Origin of the sequence: Rarobacter faecitabidus (genome assembly GCF_006716265.1) — a bacterium.
Taxonomy (GTDB): Bacteria; Actinomycetota; Actinomycetes; order Actinomycetales; family Cellulomonadaceae; genus Rarobacter; species Rarobacter faecitabidus.
This window is the reverse complement of sequence record NZ_VFOS01000005.1, coordinates 158747-181819: the sequence shown is the minus strand read 5'-3', so window position 1 is coordinate 181819 and position 23073 is coordinate 158747. Positions and strand designations below refer to the sequence as shown.

The 23073-nt window shown below is 65.1% G+C and carries 14 protein-coding genes, 2 pseudogenes and 1 riboswitch; of the genes and pseudogenes, 7 read left to right on the top strand and 9 right to left on the bottom strand.

Features of this window, described 5'->3' with window-relative positions:
• The 5 genes from FB461_RS11615 to FB461_RS11590 form a co-directional block, all read left to right on the top strand.
• Positions 1–301: Ig-like domain repeat protein (locus FB461_RS11615; protein ID WP_142122284.1), on the top strand; the 301-nt coding region annotated here is incomplete at its 5' end.
• Between the two features lie 127 nt (positions 302–428).
• Positions 429–537: riboswitch (glycine riboswitch) on the top strand.
• Positions 538–707: 170 nt separating this feature from the next.
• Positions 708–3773: an aminomethyl-transferring glycine dehydrogenase gene (gcvP, locus tag FB461_RS11605; RefSeq protein WP_142122282.1), complete on the top strand. Its 3066-nt coding sequence runs from the start codon at positions 708–710 to the stop codon at positions 3771–3773.
• Positions 3774–3797: 24 nt separating this feature from the next.
• Entirely contained in the window at positions 3798–4937 is a 1140-nt protein-coding gene (gene gcvT / locus FB461_RS11600; protein ID WP_142122280.1) for a glycine cleavage system aminomethyltransferase GcvT, read from the top strand.
• Between the two features lie 135 nt (positions 4938–5072).
• Positions 5073–5447, top strand: a complete 375-nt coding sequence (gene gcvH, locus FB461_RS11595; protein WP_142122278.1) for a glycine cleavage system protein GcvH — start codon at positions 5073–5075, stop codon at positions 5445–5447.
• 13 nt (positions 5448–5460) lie between these two features.
• Complete coding sequence (locus FB461_RS11590) at positions 5461–5868, top strand: (deoxy)nucleoside triphosphate pyrophosphohydrolase (RefSeq protein ID WP_246046242.1); 408 nt, start codon at positions 5461–5463, stop codon at positions 5866–5868.
• Positions 5869–5913: 45 nt separating this feature from the next.
• Here FB461_RS11590 and FB461_RS11585 read toward each other — a convergent pair whose 3' ends face one another.
• A complete protein-coding gene (locus tag FB461_RS11585; RefSeq protein ID WP_142122274.1) occupies positions 5914–6435 on the bottom strand; it encodes a hypothetical protein in 522 nt (173 codons plus the stop codon).
• 134 nt (positions 6436–6569) lie between these two features.
• Positions 6570–9065 (bottom strand): Ig-like domain-containing protein, encoded by a 2496-nt coding sequence (locus tag FB461_RS11580; protein ID WP_170222750.1) that lies wholly within the window; start codon positions 9063–9065, stop codon positions 6570–6572.
• 458 nt (positions 9066–9523) lie between these two features.
• Here FB461_RS11580 and FB461_RS11575 point away from each other — a divergent pair, with 458 nt between their 5' ends.
• On the top strand, positions 9524–10573 hold the full coding sequence (locus FB461_RS11575; protein WP_142122270.1) for a zinc-binding dehydrogenase: 1050 nt from the start codon (positions 9524–9526) through the stop codon (positions 10571–10573).
• 227 nt (positions 10574–10800) lie between these two features.
• Here the strand turns inward: FB461_RS11575 and FB461_RS11570 are convergent, their stop codons facing one another.
• Entirely contained in the window at positions 10801–14112 is a 3312-nt protein-coding gene (locus FB461_RS11570; protein WP_142122268.1) for an amidase family protein, read from the bottom strand.
• 291 nt (positions 14113–14403) lie between these two features.
• A pseudogene (locus tag FB461_RS11565) lies at positions 14404–15598 on the bottom strand (IS3 family transposase).
• Between FB461_RS11565 and FB461_RS11560 the strand changes: the two are divergent.
• Entirely contained in the window at positions 15515–16318 is an 804-nt protein-coding gene (locus tag FB461_RS11560; protein ID WP_142122300.1) for a zinc-binding dehydrogenase, read from the top strand. The pseudogene FB461_RS11565 and the gene FB461_RS11560 sit on opposite strands and share 84 nt — an antisense overlap.
• 47 nt (positions 16319–16365) lie before the next feature.
• On the opposite strand, the gene FB461_RS11555 is transcribed toward FB461_RS11560, so the two are convergent.
• The 5 genes and pseudogenes from FB461_RS11555 to ddaH all read right to left on the bottom strand — a co-directional run bounded on the left by FB461_RS11555 (position 16366) and on the right by ddaH (position 23051).
• Positions 16366–18360, bottom strand: a complete 1995-nt coding sequence (locus tag FB461_RS11555; RefSeq protein WP_246046240.1) for a putative Ig domain-containing protein — start codon at positions 18358–18360, stop codon at positions 16366–16368.
• Between the two features lie 51 nt (positions 18361–18411).
• Positions 18412–18732 (bottom strand): annotated as a pseudogene (locus tag FB461_RS12560) (hypothetical protein); the annotation flags it as partial.
• Positions 18733–19180: 448 nt separating this feature from the next.
• Positions 19181–20320 (bottom strand): substrate-binding domain-containing protein, encoded by a 1140-nt coding sequence (locus tag FB461_RS11550; RefSeq protein ID WP_142122264.1) that lies wholly within the window; start codon positions 20318–20320, stop codon positions 19181–19183.
• Between the two features lie 35 nt (positions 20321–20355).
• Complete coding sequence (locus tag FB461_RS11545) at positions 20356–21930, bottom strand: CHAP domain-containing protein (RefSeq protein WP_142122262.1); 1575 nt, start codon at positions 21928–21930, stop codon at positions 20356–20358.
• Positions 21931–22202: 272 nt separating this feature from the next.
• Entirely contained in the window at positions 22203–23051 is an 849-nt protein-coding gene (gene ddaH, locus FB461_RS11540; RefSeq protein WP_246046238.1) for a dimethylargininase, read from the bottom strand.
• Positions 23052–23073: the final 22 nt, after the last annotated feature.

Sequence of the window (23073 nt, the reverse complement as noted above, 5' to 3'; positions counted from 1 at the left end):
GGCCGGAAACAACGCTAAAGCCGCACGATCACTCAAGCGCGGCAAGGCGGGACTCGTCCAAGTGCGGATCGTCGGCATCGCAGCCGGCACTCCCACCGGCACGGTCACACTCAAGGCCGGCGCCAAGACCCTCGGAAAGGCCAAGGTCAAGAAGTCGGGCAAGAAGTACGTCGCCACGATCAAGGTCAAGGCGAAGGCGACTCGCAAGATAAAGAAGACCACCAAGATCAAGGTCGTCTACTCGGGCAATGCGAACCTCGCGAAACTCACGGCCAAGACGAAGCTGCGGGTGGTCCGCTAGCAACAGGCAGGTGACGTGCGCCGTCGCGGTGGCTCATCGAGTCTGCCGTGGCGGCGCGCGCGTGTCGGACACCAATAGATTGGCCATTGCGGGCGCGGCGGCGTCGCGTAGACTTGTGCTCGCTGACCGATCTGCGGCGGGAGAGTCTGTTACCTCCGCCACCGAGCGGGTACGCAGCGCCGAAGGAGCAAATCCTCCCCGGGAATCTCTCAGGCATCACGTACCGCCGCAGTTAGGCAACTCTGGAAAGCGACGCCGCTCCCGGGCCGGCTCGCGCCTCCGGGACGGCGACCACCGACGGGGCAAACCGGTATCACCGGCCAAACTCTCAGGTCCGCGGCACGCCATCGCCGCGGGATGACAGAGCGGGGAGGGCTGACCGTGCTGCCCTCACCCCGGAGTCCCCATGACCACCCCAGCCCCAGCCAACTTCACGTTCACCGACCGCCATATCGGCCCCGACGACTCGCACCTGGCGACCATGCTGGATTCGGTCGGCTACGCCTCACTCGACGCGCTCACGGACGCGGCGGTGCCGAAGTCCATCGCGCTGACCGAGCCGCTCGGCCTACCTGAGCCACTGAGCGAGCCCGAGGTCCTGGCCGACCTCCGCCGCATCGCCGGGCGCAACAGGGTGCTCACCTCGATGATCGGGCAGGGGTACTACGACACGATCACTCCCGCCGTGATCAGACGCGGCGTTCTGGAGAATCCCGCCTGGTACACCGCCTACACGCCGTATCAGCCCGAGATCTCGCAGGGCCGCCTGGAGGCGCTGCTGAACTTCCAGACCTTGGTTTCGGACCTGACCGGGCTGCCCGTGGCTGGGGCTTCGCTCTTGGACGAGGCCACCGCAGTCGCCGAGGCGGTCGCCCTGATGTTCCGGTCGCGCGGCCGGAAACTCGATCTGGCCACGGACGTGGTGGTCATCGACGCCGACGTGCTGCCGACGACCATCGCCGTGGTCACCGCCCGGGCCGAGGCGGCCGGGCAGCGGGTGATCGTCGCCGATCTGCACACTGGGGAAGCCACCGGCTGGGACGCGGCATCGCTGGCCGCCGCAGGAGCGTCGATCGTCGGCCTCGTCCTCGCCCATCCCGGCGCGAGCGGCGCCGTCCGCGACCTTAAGGGCGTCATCGCCGATGCGAAGGCGGCCGGGGCGCTCGTCACCTTCACGACCGATCTGCTCGCCCTCACGCTGCTGGTCAGCCCCGGCGAGCTCGGTGCCGATATCGCCGTCGGCTCGAGCCAGCGGCTCGGCGTGCCAATGTTCTACGGCGGCCCGCATGCGGCATTCATCGCCACCAGCCATGGGCTCGAACGTCAGCTGCCGGGTCGACTGGTGGGCGTGAGCGTCGATGCGGATGGCGCGGTCGCCTACCGCCTGGCCCTGCAGACGCGCGAGCAGCACATCCGCCGGGAGCGGGCGACGAGCAACATCTGCACCGCGCAGGCGCTGCTCGCGATCACCGCCTCGATGTACGCCGTCTATCACGGTCCCCAGGGACTGCGCAGCATCGCGGAGCGCGTGCAAGCCCTGGCGGGCGGGCTCGCGGCGGCGCTTCGGGCACTCGAGTTACCTGGGATTGCGGTAGCGGACCACGCTCTCTTCGACACCGTGCGGATCTCCGCTCCCGGCCTGACCGAACGTATCCGCCAGGGCGCGGCGCAGCGCGGGATCAACGTGTACGTTGCGGACAGCGATCATGTACAGATTGCGTTCGACGAGGTCTCCACCGCGGAACACGTTGCGACGGTACTTGAATCCGTGGTGGCCGCCGTCGCGGAGCGTACGCTGACGTGGTTCGCGTGCGACGTGCGCGGCGAGAGCCTCGAATTCGCCGTCGATGGCGGCGAGACGACTCGCGCCACCTGGTCCGCGTCCGGCGCGTCCCTTCCCAGTTGGGCGCTTCGCGGCACCGACTACCTGACCCACCCAACGTTCAACTCGTATCGCAGCGAGACCGCCATGATGCGCTACCTGCGCCGCCTCGCGGACAAGGACCTGGCGCTAGATCGCACGATGATCCCGCTGGGCTCGTGCACCATGAAACTGAACGCGGCGGTCGAGATGGAGGCGATCTCCTGGCCGGAGTTCGCGCAGATCCACCCGCTCGCGCCGGCGGATCAGACCGAGGGATACGCGGAACTCATCGAGAAGCTCACATCGTGGTTGTCCGAGATCACCGGGTACGCCGGCGTCTCGGTTCAGCCGAATGCCGGATCGCAGGGCGAGTTCGCCGGGCTACTCGCGATCCGCAAGTATCACGAGGGGCGCGGCGAACCCGGTCGCAGCGTGTGCCTTATCCCCGCGTCGGCGCACGGGACGAATGCCGCCTCCGCGGCAATGGCCGGGCTCAGCGTCGTCGTCATCGCTACGGCCGAGGACGGCTCGATCGACCTGGCGGACCTGCGGGCCAAGGTCGCGGAGAACGCTGATCGACTGGCGGCCATCATGCTCACCTACCCGTCCACTCATGGGGTGTACGAGGAGCACGTGCGCGAGGTCTGCGATCTAGTACATGAAGCAGGCGGTCAAGTGTACATCGACGGCGCCAACCTGAATGCACTCGTCGGGCTCGCCAAGCCGGGCCAGTTCGGAGGCGATGTATCCCACCTCAATCTGCACAAGACGTTTGCCATCCCCCACGGCGGCGGGGGACCCGGCGTGGGTCCGGTGGCCGTGGCGGAGCACCTGCTTCCCTACCTGCCGGGCGACCCCTCGGGGGCACGCGGCGGCGACGCAACCGCTGCCGCCGACGTAGCCGCATCCGCAACCGCAGCCGCGCCCGACGAAGCGCCAAGCCCGATCTCCGCACAAGCCCCACCGGTATCCGCGGCGCAGTTCGGCTCGGCCGGAGTGTTGCCGATCTCGTACGCCTACATCGCGCTCATGGGCGCCGACCTGCGGCGCTCCAGCCAGGTGGCGGTACTCAGCGCCAACTACCTGGCGCGGCGCCTCGAGCAGGCCTTCCCAGTTCTGTACACCGGCCCGAACGGGCTGGTGGCCCACGAGTGCATCCTGGATCTGCGCGCCATCACCGCGGCGACGAAGATCACGGCCGAGGACGTCGCCAAGCGCCTGATCGACTACGGCTTCCACGCTCCCACGCTGTCCTTCCCCGTTGCGGGCACCCTGATGGTCGAGCCCACCGAATCGGAGGACCTGGCCGAACTCGATCGCTTCATCGACGCGATGCTCGCGATCCGCGCCGAGATCGCGCAGGTCGAGGCCGGCGAGGTCACCGCGGAGGACTCCGTTCTCCGGGCCGCACCGCACACCGCCGAGTCCGTCACCGCGGAGGTGTGGGAGCACTCGTACACGAGGACCGAGGCGGCCTACCCGGTGCCCGCGCTGCGCCAGGCAAAGTACTGGCCGCCGGTGCGCCGCATCGACGGCGCCTATGGGGATCGAAACCTCGTCTGCTCCTGCCCGCCGCTGTCCCACTACGCCGCCGACGGCGACGCGTAAGCCCGCCTTCCCGAAGGAGTCACGATGACCTCCAAGACCTCACCGCTCCTCGGCGAGCACGCCGCTCTAGGCGCCTCACTGACCGAGTTCGGCGGCTGGCAGATGCCGCTGCGCTACGACTCGGACATCTCCGAGCACAACGCCGTGCGCACCGCCGCCGGCCTGTTCGACATCTCCCACATGGGCCAGATCCTCGTCACCGGCCCGGGGGCAGCGGCGGCGCTCGACTACGCGGTCGTCGGCTGGGCATCCCAGATCGGCGAGGGCCGCGCCCGCTACACGATGATCTGCGCCGAGGACGGCGGCGTCATCGACGACCTGGTCATATATCGGCTTGTCCAGGACGAGTTCCTCGTCGTCGCCAATGCGGGCAACACCGATGCGGTAGTCGCCGCCCTCACCGAACGCGCCGCGACTTTCGACGCGGCCGTGTCCCTGCAGGAGCAAGTGGCGCTCATCGCGATCCAAGGGCCGGCGGCCGAGTTGATCCTGCGCTCCGTTGCGGGCGACTACGCGGATGCGATCGGCGCCCTGAAGTACTACGCCATCATCGAGGCGAAGGTCGCAGGACATCGCGTTCGCGTCGCCCGCACCGGATACACGGGCGAGGACGGGTTCGAGGTGTTCGCGAGCGCGAGCCAGGCCGTCGCCCTGTGGCATGCGCTCCTGGCCGCAGGCGCCAACCACGGGCTGATCCCCGCAGGGCTGTCGGCGCGCGACTCGCTGCGCCTGGAGGCGGGAATGCCGCTTTACGGTCACGAGCTCGATCTCACCACGACGCCTTTCGAGGCGGGTCTTGGACGAGTCGTCCGCCTCGACAAGGTCGATGCCGGCGGGGCCCCGCTTCCGTTCGTAGGGCGCGCGGCGCTGGAGTCGCGCCGTCACAGCGCACCCGCGCGCGTCCTCGTCGGCCTGCGCGCCCTGGGGCGCCGCGCCGTGCGTGCCGGTACCGAACTCGTGATCGATCCGGCGTCACCGGGCCGGGGCATCGGCCGCGCGACCTCCGGAGCACCGAGCCCGACGCTCGGCTACCCCATCGCGATGGCCTACGTATCCCCGGAGTTCTCCGCCATCGGCACCGAGCTCACGGCGGTCGTGCGCGGGCGCGGCGAGGCTGTGCAAGTGGTCGGGCTGCCGTTCTATCGGCACCAACCCGCCGAGTAACGCAAGCGTCCCGGCCGCGCGTGCCGTGCGCCCGGCGGCGCGCGCCACTCGTCCGCCTCAGCCCTGCCGCGAAAACCACCCTCGGACTGCGATAATGTCTGTGGCCCTCCTCACACCCGCCAGAAAGGCCCGCACATGTCGAACCTCCCCGAGAACCTGCAGTACACGGCAGAGCACGAGTGGATCGCCGACGGCACGCCCGCCACGATCGGCGTGACCTGGCATGCGCAGGACGCCTTGGGGGACGTGGTCTACCTGGAACTCCCGCAGGTCGGGGACGAGGTCACGGCTGGGGCTGTCGTGGGCGAGATCGAGTCCACGAAATCAGTCTCGGAACTCTTCTCACCCGTGACCGGGGCCGTGGTCGAGATCAACCAGGCCGCGATCGACGACCCCTCGCTCGTGAATTCCGACCCCTACGGCGCGGGCTGGCTGTTCAAGGTCGAGGTCGCCTCCTACGGCGAGCTGCTGACCGCCTCCGGGTACGAGGCCCTGACGCAAGGTGGCTAGGCGCGTAGTAGTCGTGGCAGCCGCGATCGTCGACGACCTCGCTCGCCCGACGCGACTGCTCGGCGCCGAGCGGTCCAAGCCCGCTCGCATCGCCGGGCGCTGGGAGTTCCCGGGCGGCAAGGTGGACCCGGGTGAGACCGTGGACGAGGCCCTCCACCGCGAATTGCGCGAGGAACTCGGGGTGACGGTCGCTCTCGGCGACGAGATCGTGGGGCCGGACACCGACGAGGAGACCCAGGGGTGGTTCATCACGGACCGGCACGTCATGCGGGTCTGGTACGCGACGATTCAGAGCGGAACTCCCGAACCACTCGTGGAGCATTCGGTCCTGCGATGGCTGGAGCGGTCTCAGTTGTGGTCCGTGCCCTGGCTCGACGGCGATATCGAAATCGTGCGCCAGATCGAGGGTCGGCTGAAGTAGCACGACTGCCGCCAGGCGAGCGCTTGACCCGCACTCGGATCGCGACTAGCCCTCGTGCGTGAGTTCGACTATTTGCTCGAAGTCGAGGTAGTCGTGTGTGGTCTCCCCCGCAATGGTCACAAGCCGCAGTTGGCTCGCGCCGTTGGCGGCCAGGAACTCCTCGATCTCTGACGCGGTTCCCCACGGGTCGTTCTCGTTCTGCACGACCACACCGTCGGGTAGCGCTGCGAGGTCACGCGCTACGGCGACGGAGAACTCGTCCAAACCGCTCAGTGGAATGCCAAGGAAGACCACGCGCGTGGGCCGAAGCTCACCGCGGGCGACGCCGATGGTCGTGATCGCCGTACCGATCGACTTGGCGACGATCGCATATGGCCCCTCAATGGTCTCCGCGAGATCGGCCACCGCCGCAAGTTCGCCGAGGACGTCCGTGCCGGAATCCCCGCGGTCCCAGTTGGCGTAGTCGTGAATCACCGGATCATCACCCGCCTCCTCGAACGCCCTTGCGAGGTCGCGAATCCATTCCTTGTGGCGCGGGTGCTTCCCGCCAATCAAGAGAACATGCATGCCGGCTCCTTCCGCTACCTCCAATTATCGCGCCGACGGCTGGCAACCGCCTGCGCTCGGACCGCACGAGCGAAGGGCGGACTACGCGCGAATCGTCATCGCACGCAGCCCGCCCTCAGCGAGTTCCAGCAAAACTACTTCTTGAATGGCACCTTCACCTTCTTGGAAACCTTCCCCTGCACGTTCGACGTCGAGGAGGGGACGAACTTCGCGCTGACCCTGATGGCCTTCGCGTATCGCTTCGGCAACGTGACCTTCACCTTGCCCTTGGCGGACTTGGGTAACTTGACGGTGCGCACCTTCTTGCCCTTCACGCGAACCTGGATCTTGCCAATCGGGTAGTCACCGTTGTTGAGCTTGGCCACCCGGACGGTCACCTTGGGCTTTGTGTTCCGCTTGAACTTCTTGGCGGTCACAGTGACCTTCGCAGGTGCCGCCTTGGCAACCGTCACGGCACCCACGACGAACGAGATCTCGTGCGTGTCCGAACCCAAGAACTTGGCGGTCACCGTGTGGGTTCCAGCCGACAACCCCGGGATACCAGTTGTGGCTTTCCCGTTCACGAGGCTGACGTTGCTCGCCTTCTTGCCGTCGACCGTGAACTCAACTTGGCCAGTCGTCGCCGGACTCACCGCAGCGACGGCATTGACCGGCTTGCCGTACACGGCCCCTCCCAGAGACAGGCTAGCGACGGTCCCCGCCTTGCTAACCACCACCGCGGTGAGCCCCGTGGCGGATGTGTAGTGCGCATCACCGGAGTACTCCGCACGCACCGGATATCCGCCAACGCCCAGCCCGGACAGCGTCTGGACAGCCCGGCCTTCCACTACCTCGATGGTCCCGATGGAATCCTCCCCGCGGAAGAATTCGACAGTGCCCGTGGCGTCCGCTGCCAAGTCCACCTCGGCTACTGGGTCAGAGCCATACTGCGCCGAGGAAACCGCGAACGCGAACTTCGGGTCGCCCTTGGCAACGCTGAACGATGCTACGGACGAGGTGGAGACGAACGTCGAGTCGCTGCCGGTGTACTTGGCTACGATGCTGTGCTCACCCGGTTCGGCTACTAGCGGCAACGTTGCGGCACCTTCCGCGCCGAGAGTGGCTTCGCCCACCTTGATGGTGCCGTCGTAGAACTCTACGAGGCTCCCTGGCGTGGCTCCGACGACGGTGGCCGTCGCAGAGACCGATGCCGGATACACGACCTCATTGGCGGACAACGCCAGGCTGGTCGTCGTGGTCGCCTTTGCCGGCGCCTCGCCGCGAGCCTTGATGGCCGCATCGATCTTCCCTGCCAGGATCGGCAACTTCTCGGTGTAGCAGAAACTCGAATCGTTGCTGAGGCAAGGATTGTCCAGCGCTGCGAGTTCGGCGTCACCATAGCGATAGCCGATGTTGGTCATGACGGAGACGATGTAGTGCCGGAATGGCTTGCCCGGCAGCGCCTTGACGATGCCTGCGTCGGCACCCGCGTTGTAGGTCAGTCCGTATTTGTTGTAGTAGGTGACCTCGGCCTGCTCGTTGCAGGGCCGGATATCGATGGTCGCAAACGGCGATCCCGCCCACGCGATTTTGGAGGTGCCATCTGCATTGAGCGTGGAGTCCGGCACGACCGCCGGGATTCCCGTGGCGGGGTACTGCCGCGACCCAGTGTAAGGAGTGGTCCAGTTGCAGAAGTTACCGGTGTCCAGCATCCAATGGAATGCGGTGCCCGACCAGATGTCGATCAGCCAGTCGCGTCCCTGCTCGCTCAGCAAGTCGGAGGTCACCTCAAGGCCGGCGGGCGTGGTCCAGAGCACTCCGCCGTTGCCCCCGTCGAGCAGGAGATCCAGCCGCGCGGTGTCGAACGAGGTCATGGTGACTCCACCGTTCGACCAGCCTGCACCATTGGATGCGCTAGTCCCTTCAAGCTGCAAAGTGGTGAGCCCCAACGATTGGAGTTCGTCATTGAGGAATCGGATTCCCGTCTTGCCCTGGTACTGGACCTCGTGCAGCATCTTGATCATTGCCTGCGAAGAGGTGTTGTTCGAGTACTGGATCATCTCGGCGCTCCAGGTCGAGATCGACTTCGTTACGCCGTTGTACGTGTAGTTGGCATTGAGGTCTATCGCGCCGTGATCTGACAGGAAGACGAGTCCGAATGCAACCATCGACTTGAGCAACGATGCCGGATAGCTCGCCATGTAGCGCAGTGGTGCATCCTCACGGCCCGGAACGATGTCGGCTCCGGTACCGTACGTGCCGCTGTCGAACTTTCCCTGATCCCACTTGAGCCAGCGCACTGAACTCGAGGACAGATTCTGGTCGATTGGCGCGACAGTCCCCTCCGGATAGTCGCGACTCACGATGATGTTGGCGCGATCGCGAATGTTACCGTCTGCGTCCAGCTCGATCACTGCGACATCCACCTGGGGCGTATATGCAGTGGTCGATTTCGTCTGGAAGTCGTAAGTCGAGTTGAAGTCCGCTTCTCGAGCGGCAGCGAGAACATCCGCCTCCAGATCAGTGAGCGTGCCGTCGGTTCCCGGGAAGGTCACCTCGGCGGGCTCGGCGTTCACTACGGATGAGGTGAGCATGCCTGTGGCTAGTAGGGCAATCACGGCGAACGGCGCGGCCCAACGAATGCGACGCAAGGTGCCCCTAGCGAGTGGGTTTGTTTGCAAGATGATCTCTCTCATGAGCAAGTGGGCGAACTGCCACGACGGGGTCATCCGCACGGCAGGACGGGCCGCTTCTGCAGGCGCCGCCTCTGGCAGACTAGGAGCCGATTTCGACCGTTTCGGCCGCGGCAACAACAAATTCGTAGGATGTTTACACGGGCGAAACGTTTCGTCACTTGTTTGGAAGCGACGCGACCTCACGCTCTCCCATTCGACTCTGATCTCCCGGGGCCGCGCATGCGGCCCTGCCGTCCCTACGCGGCAGTCACGAAGAAAAACACGCGACCGCCACTTCGCGCAGCGCCCCTCGCACCCCTCGCGCCCCTCGCGCCCCTCGCACAGACAATGCCAGTTCGCCGCCTGGCTTGGCAGGTCTAGGCTGGAAAGCGACGGAGCACTCGTCCGAAAATCACCGAAAGGGGCAAATCGCAATGCGCGCAACTATTTTCTACGGGCCTGGCGACGTGCGCGTCGCGGATCGCCCCGAACCCACGGTGCTGGACCCCACCGACGTGGTCGTGGAGGTCACGGCCGGCTGCGTGTGCGGCTCGGATCTGTGGGACTACCGCGGCGTGCGACCGACGGCGAAGCCCCGGCACATCGGGCACGAGCTGGTCGGAGTGGTGACTGACGCCGGCCGGGAGGTCAAAACCCTGGGCATCGGCGACTTCGTGATCGCGCCATTCGATCTGTCGTGCGGCCACTGTCAGGCGTGCCGCCACAGTTTCTACTCGGCATGCGATCAGGTGACGTTCGTGGGTGGGACGGACCGGCAGGGTCGCGTCGTTGACGGCGGGCAGGGTGAACGAGCGCGCCTGCCGTTTGCGGACCCATCGCTCGTGAAGGTGCCCGGGCCCATCGACCCCGAGTTGATCCCGAGCCTGCTGACGCTTTCCGACGTTTTCCCCACCGGGCACCACGCAGCCGTCAGCGCGGGCGTCGGACCTGACACCACTGTCGTCGTCGTGGGTGATGGCGCGGTCGGGCTCTGCGCAGTGCTCGCTTCTGCGCGGCTCGGCGCACCGCGGATTATCGCGATGTCCCGGCACGCCGACCGGGCGGCCCTGGCGCGTGAGTTCGGGGCCACGGACATCGTTGCCGAGCGCGGCGCCGAGGGAATCGCCGCCGTGCGCGACCTGCTGGGCGGCGACCTGGCCGACACGGCGCTCGAATGCGTGGGAACCGACCTGGCCATGGAGCAGGCGCTCGGGTCGGTGCGCGGCGGCGGACGCGTGGGATTCGTGGGCGTCCCCGCCGGCGGTTCACAGGTGCCCATCGGCACGCTGTTCTCCCGCAACATCACCATTGGGGGCGGAATGGCCCCGGCTCGGCGCTACATCCCCGAACTGCTCGAGGATGTCCTGGCCGGCACCGTCAACCCCGGCATGGTGTTCACCCAGACATTCGCGCTCGATGACATCGCCGCTGCCTACGAGGCCATGTCGAACCGCTCGGCGATCAAGTCGCTCGTGCTGCCCTAGGGAACTCGTCGGTCGCAACGCGAGCGGACATCCGGCAGCAGAGTAACGGCGCATCAACCGCCAGAGCTGGTATGCGCAGCATCACCCCTCGCGGTGCGGTAGGTGACCCTTGGGGGCCGGTTGAAGCAGCGCACTCCGGGGGCCAAACGCCGCCAAACGGAATGGGTGGGCCGACCCCCGGGATCACTCCCGGCGACCGGCCCACCCAGCAGTCGTATGCGAAACGGCTACTTCTTGACTGCCACCTTCTTGATCTTGCTCTTGGCCGCCTTCGTGACAGCCGATCCGGCATAGGTGGCGCGGACTTTAGCCTTGCCCTTCTTCAGCTTGGGCAGCTTGATGCTGACCTTGCCCTTCTTGAGGGCGACCGTCTTCACCTTCTTGCCGTTCACGCGGACCGTGACCTTGCCGCTGACGGTCTTGACGCCCGACGCCTTGACGGCGATGGTCGCCTTGATGCGCTTCTTGGTCGTCGTCTTCTTCGCGACCTTGAGAGTGACTTTCGCCCTCGTCTTGGCGACGGTGACGACCGCCGGAGTGGCCGTGCGGGCGGCGCCGTTCGAGGCGCCGGGCAGCAGTCGCGCAGTGAGCGAGTGTTTGCCGACGGCCAGGCCGGGCACCTTGATGGTCGCCTTACCGGCCGCCGGGATGGCCACTTCGGTGACGGCCTTGGCGCCGTCATACACGATGGCCGTCCCCGCGAGCGGCTTGCCGCCCGTAGTGGCGGCCACGGTCACACTCGCCACCGTGCCGTAGGTCAGTGACGCCTTCGCCGTGGAGATGGCGATGGACGAGTCTCCCGCCGTCACCGCGAGCTGCGCCGCGGCGGAGCCCGCCGCGACCTTGACGGTGCCTGCATAACCTGCCTCAACGAGGTGGGTTCCCACGCCGAGCGTCGAGGGCAGCGAGACAGTTGCCGAACCATCGACCAGCGTTCCGGTGATCGAGGTGCCATCGACCTTCACGGTGACGGTACCAGTGGGTTCGTTCGCGCTCACAACCTTGACCGTCGCCTTCGCTGCCGTGCCGAACTTGACCGCCGAACTGTCGAGAGTCAGCGACACGATCGAATCGGCCGGACCGGAGTACTGCAGCGCCGGGGCGTACTCGCTGTGGATCGCCGCCTGCGACTGCTGCTCGGCCGCGTAGCCGTAGCCGAGGATGCTCGCGTCATCCCAGGCGCGGCCGACGATCTGGACCGAGTTGGAGTAGCCCGCACTCGTCGTGGTGATCGGCAGGATGACGGTCGGGACACCGAAGTTCGATGTCAGGACACCGGTTGCCCGGTCGGAGCTGAGGGCTGCGGACGAGGCGTCGTTGTTGCCGACCTCGGAGATGAAGCCCGCGTACACGACTGCGTCGACGGGCTCCGCGTCGGCAGCTCCGCTGTCCATCCAATCGGCCACTCGTTCCTTGTAGACGTCACGACGCTGCAGGTAGAGGTCCGTATTGGCGTCGTCCATGCCCACCGAGGTGTAGTTGGAATAGACGTTGTATGGCAGGTTGTCCTTCGACTCGAGCAGTCCCTTGGGCGTCGCAAACGGGAATCCCGGGTTCTCCTCGATGTAACGCTCCCAGCCCTCGGCGCCGCCGCTGCCGACCGGGTTGATGCCCGTGCCCGACGTGGACGGAGCTCCGGTCATCGGCACGAGCGTGGCTCCAGCGGCCTCGAAGACCTCCCGTATCGCCTCGAAGGTCTCCGCTCCGGTCGTGTCATCGCTGAAGGTGGACGACTGGAACGATGCTGCCGAATAGCCGATGCGCTTACCCTGCAGCGCGTCGATGTCGAGCGCGGTCTTCCATTCGGTCGGACGCTTGGAGTTGTCCACGCGGCTGGTCAGGATGTCGTCCGGGTTGTTGCCCGTTTCCTGGGTCGCAGTGGCGTCGAGCAGCACTGCGAGGTCGGACACGGACTTGGCCATCGGGCCGGCGTAGTCCTGAGCCCAGGTGAGCGGCATGACACCGGAGGTCGAGGTCAGGCCGTCAGTGCCGCGGAAGGCCGCGATCGAGGCGCCGGTTGAGGGGGCGTACAGCGAGACACCGGTCTGTGAGCCCATGGCGCCGGCGGCGAAGTCCGCGGCGAGCGCGGTGGCGGAACCGCCGGAAGAACCGAACGAGCTCTTGGACGGGTACAAGCCGTTCCAGGTCTGCTTGAAGCCGGATTCGCTGAAGGAGCCCGAGTTGGCGAACTCGGACAGGTTGGTCTTACCGATCAGGACGGCGCCTGCGTCACGCAGTGCGGCGACCTGGAAGGCGTCCGTGGACGGCTGCCAGTCCTTGAGCGCGCGAGTACCGCCGGTGGTGATCTGGTCCTTGGTGTCGTACAGGTCCTTCAGGGCGATCGGAATACCGAGCAGATCGGAATCGGCGCCGTTCTTGCGCGCGGCATCAGCGGCCGCGGCCTGCTCGATGGCGTTGTCAGCGACGGAGATGAACGCGTTGAAGCCCAGGGCCCCAGAGTCGTACGCGCTGATGCGGTCCAGGTAGGCCTGGGTGATCTCCACTGAGGTCACCTCGCCTGCGCGCATCGCTGCCTGCAATTCCGTGATGGTCTTTCCCGTGACGTCGTAGGCGACGTCGGTGACGGCGGGGGCCTCGTCCTGCGCCGGAGGGAGGACGAGCGGCTCTGTGCCAGCGCAACCGGTCGCGCCCAGGAGGGCGGCCACGTCCCAGTTCTTGACGGTGCACAGTTCGTCGAGCGTCAATGCGCTGACGATGGGGCTGGCCGCGAGCGCCGCCGTGTTGGCCGCGATCGTGGTGGTGTCGTTCCGGTCGCCCACGACGACGTAGCGCAGCAGGGACTGGGTCTCACCGGGGGCGATGTCGAGGGATTCGACGAAGCCCGGGTAGTTCGCGGCGCTCCCGGCGGTCACGTAGTCGGTCGTGAACGGGTCGCGCTGCTGGTTGCCGACGCGGTCCGAGCCGGCATCACCGACGACGACGCCGACCGCGCGCCGGTTGCTGCCGCCCGCCGCCTGGGACAGGGTCCAGGAGTCGGTGGCGTCGATCACCTGATCACCGCTCGAGGTGGCGAGAATCGACGCTGCGGAGTTGGCTGTGCCGTAGCCGAGCGCGCCGCCGAAGGAGACCTCGACCTCGCGATCCCCGATGGCCGTGTTGGTGAAGGTGTCGAAGAAGGTCGCGACGTTCGTAGCGGTGTCCAGCGACAGTTTGCGGGTGACGAGGATGTCACCGAGTCGTACCGAGGCGGATGAGGTGTAGGTGGTGCCGGAGGTGGCTGTGAGGCCGAACCCGCGTAGCATCTGACCGTTCATACGCGGTTCGTCGGCGCCGCTGACCTGGGCAAATATGGAGCCGAACGCCTCGACGCTCGAGTTGGAGATGTTGCGGATGGACCCCGTGTCGATGCCGGGGCGGCGAGCGTCGTTGATGTTCCACGAGGCGCTGTCCGCGCCCACGGGAGTGGTGATCGCGGATGCACTCGTCCCCGCGACTACCGCGAGGGGCAGCGCTCCGAATCCTAGGGCCAGCGTGAGGGCACCTGCGGATGCCCGTTGCGCACGTAAGTGTCGTCTCATGTATCGATTCCTCTGAGTTGTGTCTGCTCGCGGGCCTACCAGGCCTAGCGATGAACGGAGCCATCGCCATAAGCATGGGATGTTTCCCGCCTCTCAGCCTGCCGTGCGCGGAGAAGCCGATTGGCGCATTTCCATCGCAATTTACAGTCGCGCAACAGGGGTTTTACTCGGGAATTTGCGGTGGGAGTCTAAGGCGCTCTTCACAATGCAGGGTGTAGTTGTGGTCTGAAGTCAAGTCTCAAGACATCGTGGACGGTTGGGTCTGCTGCACGGTTAGGTGACAGGTTGTAGTCACGCCGCCAGTGCGACGGTCGTGTTCATGATGGTCTCGAACTCGATGGGCGTCAAACGACCCAGGCGTGCCTGACGGCGTCGCCGGTGATAGGTTCGCTCGATCCAGGTGACGATCGCGATGCGAAGCTGCTCGCGGGTGGTCCAGGAGCGGCGGTCGAGGACGTTTTTCTGTAGGAGCGCGAAGAACGATTCCATGGCGGCGTTGTCCCCGCTCGATCCCACTCTTCCCATGCTCCCGACCATGCGGTGCCGGGCCAGGGCGCGGAGCATCTTCCGACTGCGGAATTGACTGCCTCGATCGCTGTGGACGATGCAGCCGGCGACGTCGCCCCGCGCATCAAGGCGGCGTTCTCGAGCGCCTGGACGGCCAGCCGGGACTTCATCCTCGAGTCGATCGAGTAGCCCACGATCCGGCCGGAGCAGGCGTCTTTGATCGCGCAGCAGTAGAGCTTGCCTTCCGCGGTCCGGTGCTCCGTGATGTCCACGAGCCAGAGCTGGTTCGGGGCTTCGGCGGCGAACACGTGCCGGGTCCTTCCGTCCTCGTCGAGGACCGCGCACAGGTCGTCGTGGACCGGCGGGCCCGGCTTCTTGCCGTTACGTCCCCGCTTCTTCCCGAACGCGGACCACCAGCCGTTTGCGGAGGCGATCCGCCACGCGGTCCGGTCCGACATCGCCTCGCCCGCGTCACGGGCCTCGCCGGCGAGGAGCCGGTGCCCGAACTCGGGGTCATCCTTGTGCGCGTTGAACAGCGCGTTCGCGCGATACGCCTCCACCACCTCGCTCTTAGTGATGGGGGCATCCAGCCACCGGTAGTAGGGCTGGCGGGAGAGCTTGAGCACCCGACACGTCACCGTCACAGGGATCCCTGCTTCGGCGAGCTCTGTCACGAGCGGGTAGAACCTTTTCCTTAGCTGTTCGCCTGCGACAGATACGCCGCCGCCCGCCGCAGAACCTCGTTCTCCTGCTCGAGCAACCGGTTCCGCTTCTTCAGCTCACGGATCTCGGCCGCCTCGGTCCGGGACTGGCCAGGCTTCGCACCCTCGTCGATATCAGCGCGACGCAGCCACTTCTGCAACGTCATCGGGTGGACCCCGAAATCTTATCCGACCTGCTCGATCGTGACTCCAGGTTCACGGTTCCGCGCGACGCGCACAACGTCGTCACGGAACTCGGACGGGTAAGGCTTGGGCACAGCAACATCCTTCCAGGCCAACCCCCAAGGGCAAGCCAGATCAGATGTCACCTACCCGTGCAGCAGTCCCCATCGCTCGTGAAGGTGCCCGGGCCCATTGACTCCGAGTTGATCCCGAGCCTGCTGACGCTTTCCGACGTTTTCCCCACCGGACATCACGCAGCCGTCAGCGCGGGCGTCGGACCTGACACTACTGTCGTCGTCGTGGGTGATGGCGCGGTCGGGCTCTGCGCGGTGCTCGCTTCTGCGCGGCTCGGCGCACCGCGGATTATCGCGATGTCCCGGCACGCCGACCGGGCGGCCCTGGCGCGTGAGTTCGGGGCCACGGACATCGTTGCCGAGCGCGGCGCCGAGGGAATCGCCGCCGTGCGCGACCTGCTGGGCGGCGACCTGGCCGACGCGGCGCTCGAATGCGTGGGAACCGACGTGGCCATGGAGCAGGCGCTCGGGTCGGTGCGCGGCGGCGGACGCGTGGGATTCGTGGGCGTCCCCGCCGGCGGTTCACAGGTGCCCATCGGCACGCTGTTCTCCCGCAACATCACCATTGGGGGCGGAATGGCCCCGGCTCGGCGCTACATCCCCGAACTGCTCGGGGACGTGCTGGCCGGCACGGTCAACCCGGGCATGGTGTTCACCCAGACATTCGCGCTCGATGACATCGCCGCTGCCTACGAGGCCATGTCGAACCGCACCGCGATCAAGTCGCTCGTGCTGCCCTAGGGGCGAGCCTGGGGCGACCGCGGCGCGGTCGGCATCGCGCCAGGGGCTTAGCGAGCGCGAGTGACCTTGAGTTTCAGCTTCTTCTTAGTTTTGGCTGATTTGAGAGTCTTGTTGCCCGAGTAGGCTGCGCTGATCTTGTATGGCCTTTGCTTTGCCTCGAGCTGGGGCAGTCTAAGGGTGACCACGCCCCTGTGTTTCGCCTTCAGCGTGCGCACGAACGTGCGTTTGCCGACTTTGAGCGTCACCTTGCCAGTAGGCCGCGCCACACCCTTGCCCTTAACACGGATCGCGACCAAGACTCGCTTCCTTGTAGTGGTCGTCTTTCGAGAGAACCTCACTTTGAGGGACGAGGCTACGGTGCCAGTTTTGACCTTGATGACGTAACGACTCTTGGCTGAACCCGCTCGGTTCGTCGCTATTACATCAAATTTGTAGGTTCCCTTGGTCGTCGGTTTGCCAAATATGACACCGGTTGATGACAGCGTTAGGCCTTCCGGAAGAACGCCAGCTTTCAGCTTCACCTTGGCAAATGGGACGCCGCTGATTGGAAGCCTATGCATATAACGACCTCCAACCACTGCTTGATGCGGCACTGAGGGGACGATCCTAGGTGGCGTTGGTGTTAGCGCTATAATTGCAAGAGATCGGTAATTACCTGCCTGTATCGCGATGACATATGAGCTATTCAACGTCGAGGCAATATCAGTTTGCCCGTATCCATTGTGCCCCCAAGAGATAATTTTTCCGTCAATCGTCAGTGCGAGTGAGTGCTCATATCCTGCGGAAATGGCAGTTATGGTCTTACCCTTCAGCGAGGAATGCGGTATTTGAATTCCGCCATTCAAGCGTCGCCATTCGACGACTTCTCCGGAACTCGTCAGCGCCATCGAATGTTCAAACCCAGCCGCAATGGCCGTAAAAATCTTGCGACGGAGAAGCCGCGGAAGGCCCTTCGAATCGACAATTCCTCTTCCCCACTCGGTTATACTTCCGTCGTTGGCAAGCGCCATGAAGTGGTAATCTCCTGCTGCGATGGCGGTAACTGTCTTGCCACCTAGCCTTGAGGGAACTTTGTCTCTTTCGGCGAGGTCACTTCCCCAGACCGCGACCTCTCCATCGCTAGTTAGCGCCATCGAGTTCTCGGCACTTGCCGCGATTGCGATTACCGCTTTGCTACTTAGCGATGAGGGAATGGTGCTCCGACGGCGGATATCGGTCGACCATTCAGTGACTTTGCCATCATTGGTTAACGCAAGGAAGTGGGAGTGGCCCACTGCGATTGCAGTGACCTTCTTGCTCTTAAGTGACACGGGAATATTGATCTGACCAGGCCCGATAGATTTCCATCCGATAACTTTGCCATCACTGGTGAGCGCTAGCGAATTCTCAGCGCTTGTTGCTACGGCAGTGATGGATTTGCCGGAAAGTAAAGCAGGGAGACTGTTGCGAACCTCGAAAGGGGATCCCCATTCCATGATTTTTCCGTCACTGGTCAGCGCCATGGAATAGAAGGAATTCGATGCGATTGCGGTTACCTTCTTGCCATTCAGCGATGCAGGGGGGAGCATCATATTCGAATACGAATTGCCCCATTGGATTACTTTGCCATCGATGGTCAGGGCGACGGAGTGGCACATCCCGGCGGCTATTTGAACCACGGTCTCGTCCAATAGTGACAACGGAGTGGTCGACTGTGAACAGTAGTTGTCGCCCCAGCCCAAAACCCTACCGTCTTTTGTTAGTGCGAGAGAATGACCGTATCCGGCGGCGATAGCCGAGATGACCTGATTGTTGACGGCATCGGGCACCTGTGTTTGCCCAAACGTGTCATCCCCCCATGCAATGACCTTCCCGTCACTCGTCAACGCCATGGCGTGATAATCACCCGCGCTGATTGCCGTGACTGTCTTGTTCCTTAGGTAGTCAGGAACGCCGATTTGCCCCTGCCCGTTGTTGTCCCACGCAATGACTTTTCCGTCTCTGCCAAGGGCGAGGTCAAAGTTAAAACCTGATGCAACAGCAGTAAAAGTCTTATTCTTCACGGCATTGGGCAATTCTAGCGGCAGATCATTTACCGCGTCCCACTGGGTAATTTTTCCGTCACTAGTTAATGCTAGAGAGTGAGAGTTTCCGGCTGATATGTCAATCACGGTCTTCCTGGCAAGAGATTGAGGTACGCCTGTATACCATGCATGCCCCCACCCCACAACTTTGCCATCCCTAGTTAAGGCGAGCGAGTGGCCGCTTCCGGCTGAGATTTTGACGAATTTTCCATTTCGAACACGGTCCGGCAACGGTCCCGATTCGACAATTCTGCCTCCACCGCCAGGAGGGATTTGAGGCTCGCCCGCATCTGCGGTATAAGTGGTCGGCGTGGCTAGTGGCGCCAGTAGCGCTATTGCGACGCATAGCATCGTCCAACACGCTCCACGTGTGTGTTCAAGCAGGGTTCGGGTCACGATGATGACGATCCCTCATATTTGGAGTGGTATCTACTGACTTCGCTATCATAGACGAAAGGACGTCTAGGAGCCTGAGTATTAAATATGGCTGTGGTGCGGGGACTTTCAGAGAACCTATGAATTCGGGATGGATCTGCCTACGATCGCTGGGGTTGATCAACAAAACCTCCTGCCAGAGCCCTTCGGGGAAACCGGTGAACCTTAGGATGTCCGCTCAACCGCCTCGTGGTGCTCGACCGCGTCGGGCACTTTCCGGTCGACGTCGTCCAGGGGCAGGTCGAACTGGGCGTTCACACGAGACTTTAGGCAATTCGCAGCTCACTTCGGCTGCCGCGAGTCCGGACCATCCGACGAGCGTCCGCGCGCCCACTCCGTTTAGCGAAACCACCCAGGCGCCACGTCAGTCAACCTGCGCGGCCGTGGATCGAATCATTTCCAGCATGGACTCGTCATCCGCGAGCGCAGTTTCCCAGTTGTCGTGCGTCACGACGACGGGCTCGATGGCGACGAGCGGCACCGGCGTCGCGAAGTCGCCCACGAGGGTGGGCAACTGGTTCGCCGTTCCTGACGCGAGGGCATCGAGGGCGCTCCCCACGCCCTCGACGAGTTTGGACGCGCTCACGTACACCGTTGCGCGGGCCTCGCTGCGCACCACCGATTCCACGCCGTCGAAGGTGCCCCCGAGCCCAACGATCGGCAGTTTCTCAGGTCCGTCATACATCAACCACGTGCTGGCAGAATCCGCGAGAACAATCCCGGCAAGATCGGCCTGCTCATCAATCCATCTGAGCGTGGCGGCCTTCGATGCCTTGGTCTCCTTCGCGGATTGGTAGTCGTGAACGATCACATCGCCGGCGTCGGCGAGCACACCGGCCTCAACCAATTCCGCGATCGCGCTCTCATTATCGGCGGCTCGGCGCACATCAGTCCCACGTTGCAAGTCCCCGTCACCCAGTTCCGCAGATGTGCCAATGTTCGCGATATGCCACGGCTTCGGTGTCCCGGCACCTTCCAGCATCTCAACCAGCGTCTGCAACTGGGCGCGCGCATAGGCGCCGTCCTGGACTCCGACGTGCGCGTCGACGGGCACCGATGGCGCGGGCCGTTTGACGTAGGAGATGAATCGAACCCCTGCCTCGCGCGCCTGAGCGACGCTGGCGGCGTCCTCGTCCCATCGCTGGGATTCCACGACGATGGCCGCCGCTCCCCGCCGCGCCCACTCGTCAATCTTCTCCGAGAAGGTCTGGTCCTCCGAGATGTTCCGAACACCTTCGAAATCGAATCCGCGCTCCCGCAGCAGGTCGCTGAGGAGCACCTCATCCTCGTCCCACGAAGTTGCCACGAAGGAGTACTGAATCACGCCCACGAGTGCGCCCTCATCAAGGGGCCGTGGGTCCGCCGCCTTAGGCTCGCCGACCGAGGTTTGCGGCGCAGGGTTTTGGCTTGATGTGGGAGCGGCCCCGCAGCCGGCGAGGATCAGCGCGGCGGCAACGGCGGTAGCGACGGCGGCGGCGCCCGCGAATGATGGTGAGAATCTCATTACCGAAGCCTAAGGCAACGATGGATCTCGCGTACCTAACTGTTGGCGACCCGCTTCGCCTTCGACATCACCTTCACGGTCGCGTAGCCCGTCTTCTTTCCGGCTACGCGCACCGCGATCTTGGCACCCCGATCCCGCTTCGTCACCTTGTATGTAGCCTTCGTCGCGCCCGTGATCTCCTTGCCACTGCGGTACCACTGGTACTTGAAAGTGACTCCGGGAGTCCACGCGCCGGTCTTGACGGTAAGCCGCGCCCCGCGCGTCGCTGCGCCCTTGATCCGGGGCGCCGCTGAGGCGAGCTTGCCCGGTACGATGGCGGCCGTCGCGGCCGACTTCTTGGTGGCGGTCCGGTATCCGGGTCGCGATGCGACAACAACCACCGAGAGCCGCTTGCCCTTGTCCGCGGGCTGCGCCAGGTACTTGCGGGTGGTCGCACCCTTGATCGGCGTCCCCTCGCGCCACCACTGGTAGTCGAGTGCGACGCCCTCAGGCCAGTCGGCCGCCGCGGCCTTCACCTTGGCGCCGACGCGCGCCTTGCCAGCCAAGGCCACGGTGCCCGCCTTGATCGCCAGCGGTTTCGTCACGGTCACGGTCCTGCTGCCAAGGAGCACCGCCCGTCCCGGCGTTCCGGTCACATTCTGTGCGTACACGTACACGGGCAGCTTCCCGCCCGTCTGGGTGTCGACGGTGACATCGAAGTCCACGGTGGCGGAGATCGCTCCCGTCGCGTCGTCGCCCGCGGGGATCCCGCTCGGCGAGGCCGGGTTGGTCGGCGAGCCCTGCGCCCCGTTAGCGCTCGGGGTGGCGGCGACGGAGATCTCGTCCGCAATCACACCCGCCCCACCCGCCGGCGCCCCCACGACGACGCGGATGCCCAACGGCGCCCCCGCGGAGTCGGGGTCGACGGCCCAGCCCGTCACCCGGATCTGCCCGCGCACGGGTGAGGTCGCGCCCGTCAGCGCGCCCGTCGGATTGCCGGCCGCGTCGGCAGTGAAGTGGATGAAGCCGCTTGGCCACACCGAGCTGGCGCGTTTGATGCGCTTCCAGTGGAAATCGCCGGACCAGTTGTCCTCGGAGATGATGACCTCGTCGTTCGAGACGACCTTCTCGACGTAGGCGACGTGGCCCGCCGAACCCATGCCGCCAGCGCCGCCGAGCCACCATGCGATCGCGCCGACCCCCGGGGCCTGATCCACGAGCTGCGGAACCGACGTCCCCCAGTAGGTCGCGTTGCCGCCGCCGCTCCAGGGACGAGTGGCGGGACCCCCGTCGCGAACGACCTTGTAGGCCGCGTAGTTGGTGCAGTTGTGGCCCGAGAACATGTTCCAGTACATGCTCGACCTGGCCTGCTTGTAGCCGTGATCGGGGTAACCCGCCGCGACGCAGCCGTCGTATCCGGTGCACAGAACCTCGTAGTTCGCGGCCCGGGCGGGGGAGGTGGCGAGGGCGGGAATGAGGACGAGGGCTCCGACGAACGCCAGGAGCCGTCGCCAGGCACGAAATGGCCGCCGAGCAAGGGGCCGTCGCCGTGTCGCATGCGGAGTGCACCCGGGTACGACGGTCCGATTGGATGCTGCAATGTCGGTGGGAACGAGAGTGCGCCGGGGCATGGCACCTCCTTCGCGGCTACGGCCATCGCGCCAGCTGGGGCTGGTGTGACAAAAGTGACAGATGATACGACTGTGATGACTCTATCGGCAGCAGCGACGCGCCACAATATGGCGGGTTCTCCTTGCAAGGTCCGGGTGATCGCGGACACATTGCCCATGGAGGTGATGGACATGGACGGACGTCAGGTCTGCACACGCTTCACGCCGGCGGCCTCCCATGTGAGCCACCGGCGTGAAGCTTTGTCGTCACTAGCCCGTCAGAGGCGGCTAGATCAGTCTCGCAGCGTCATGGTGCAGCACTTGATGCCGCCACCAGCCTTGAGGAACTGCGAGAGATCGAGGGGCACCGATACGAAGCCGAGTTCCTCGACGATGCGGCCGAACTCGCGAGCGGCGCCGGCGTGGAACACGTGCTTGCCGTCGGAGACGGAGTTCATGGCGAACGCCTCGGCGTCCTGCGCCGACACCTTTACGGCATCGGGGTACAGCCGCTCGAGCGTGGCGCGCGAATCGTCGTCGAAGGCCCCGGGGAAGTAGGCGATGAGCCCGCGCGCCTCGTCGAGCACGCACAGCGCGGTGTCGAGGTGGTAGAAGCGCGAGTCGACCAGGTGCAGCGACACGACCTCGCGACCGGCGGCTTCTTCGAGCTCGCGGTGCGACTCGATGGTCGAACGGAACCCGTAGCCCGCGAGAACGCGGTCGCCGAGCGCGATGTAGTCACCCTCGCCCTCGTTCACGAAGGTGGCCTCAACCACCTTCGTGGCGGTGTTCGCTCGCTGCCATTCCGCGTGCAGCGGTCCTTCGGCCTCGCGGAACTCGGTGGAGAACTTCGCGGTGTAGAAGATGCCGCCGACGCTGAGCCCGCCGTTGGCGGCGAACACCATGTCCGGGAGGCCGGGTACGCCGGGGATGATCTCTACGGTGTGGCCGTAGGCACGGTAGGCGTCCACGAGCGTGCGCCACTGAGCGAGAGCGAGTTCGCGGTCGGGGCGGTCCGTCGTGGCCATCCACGGGTTGATCTCGTAGACGACGTCGAACTCGGACGGCTCGACCATTGCGAAGTGATAGAGCGAGGGGGTGCGTTCTACGGCTTCGGCCTTCTCGGCCAGGGTTTCAGTCACGTGAGACTCCTCATGTTTTACA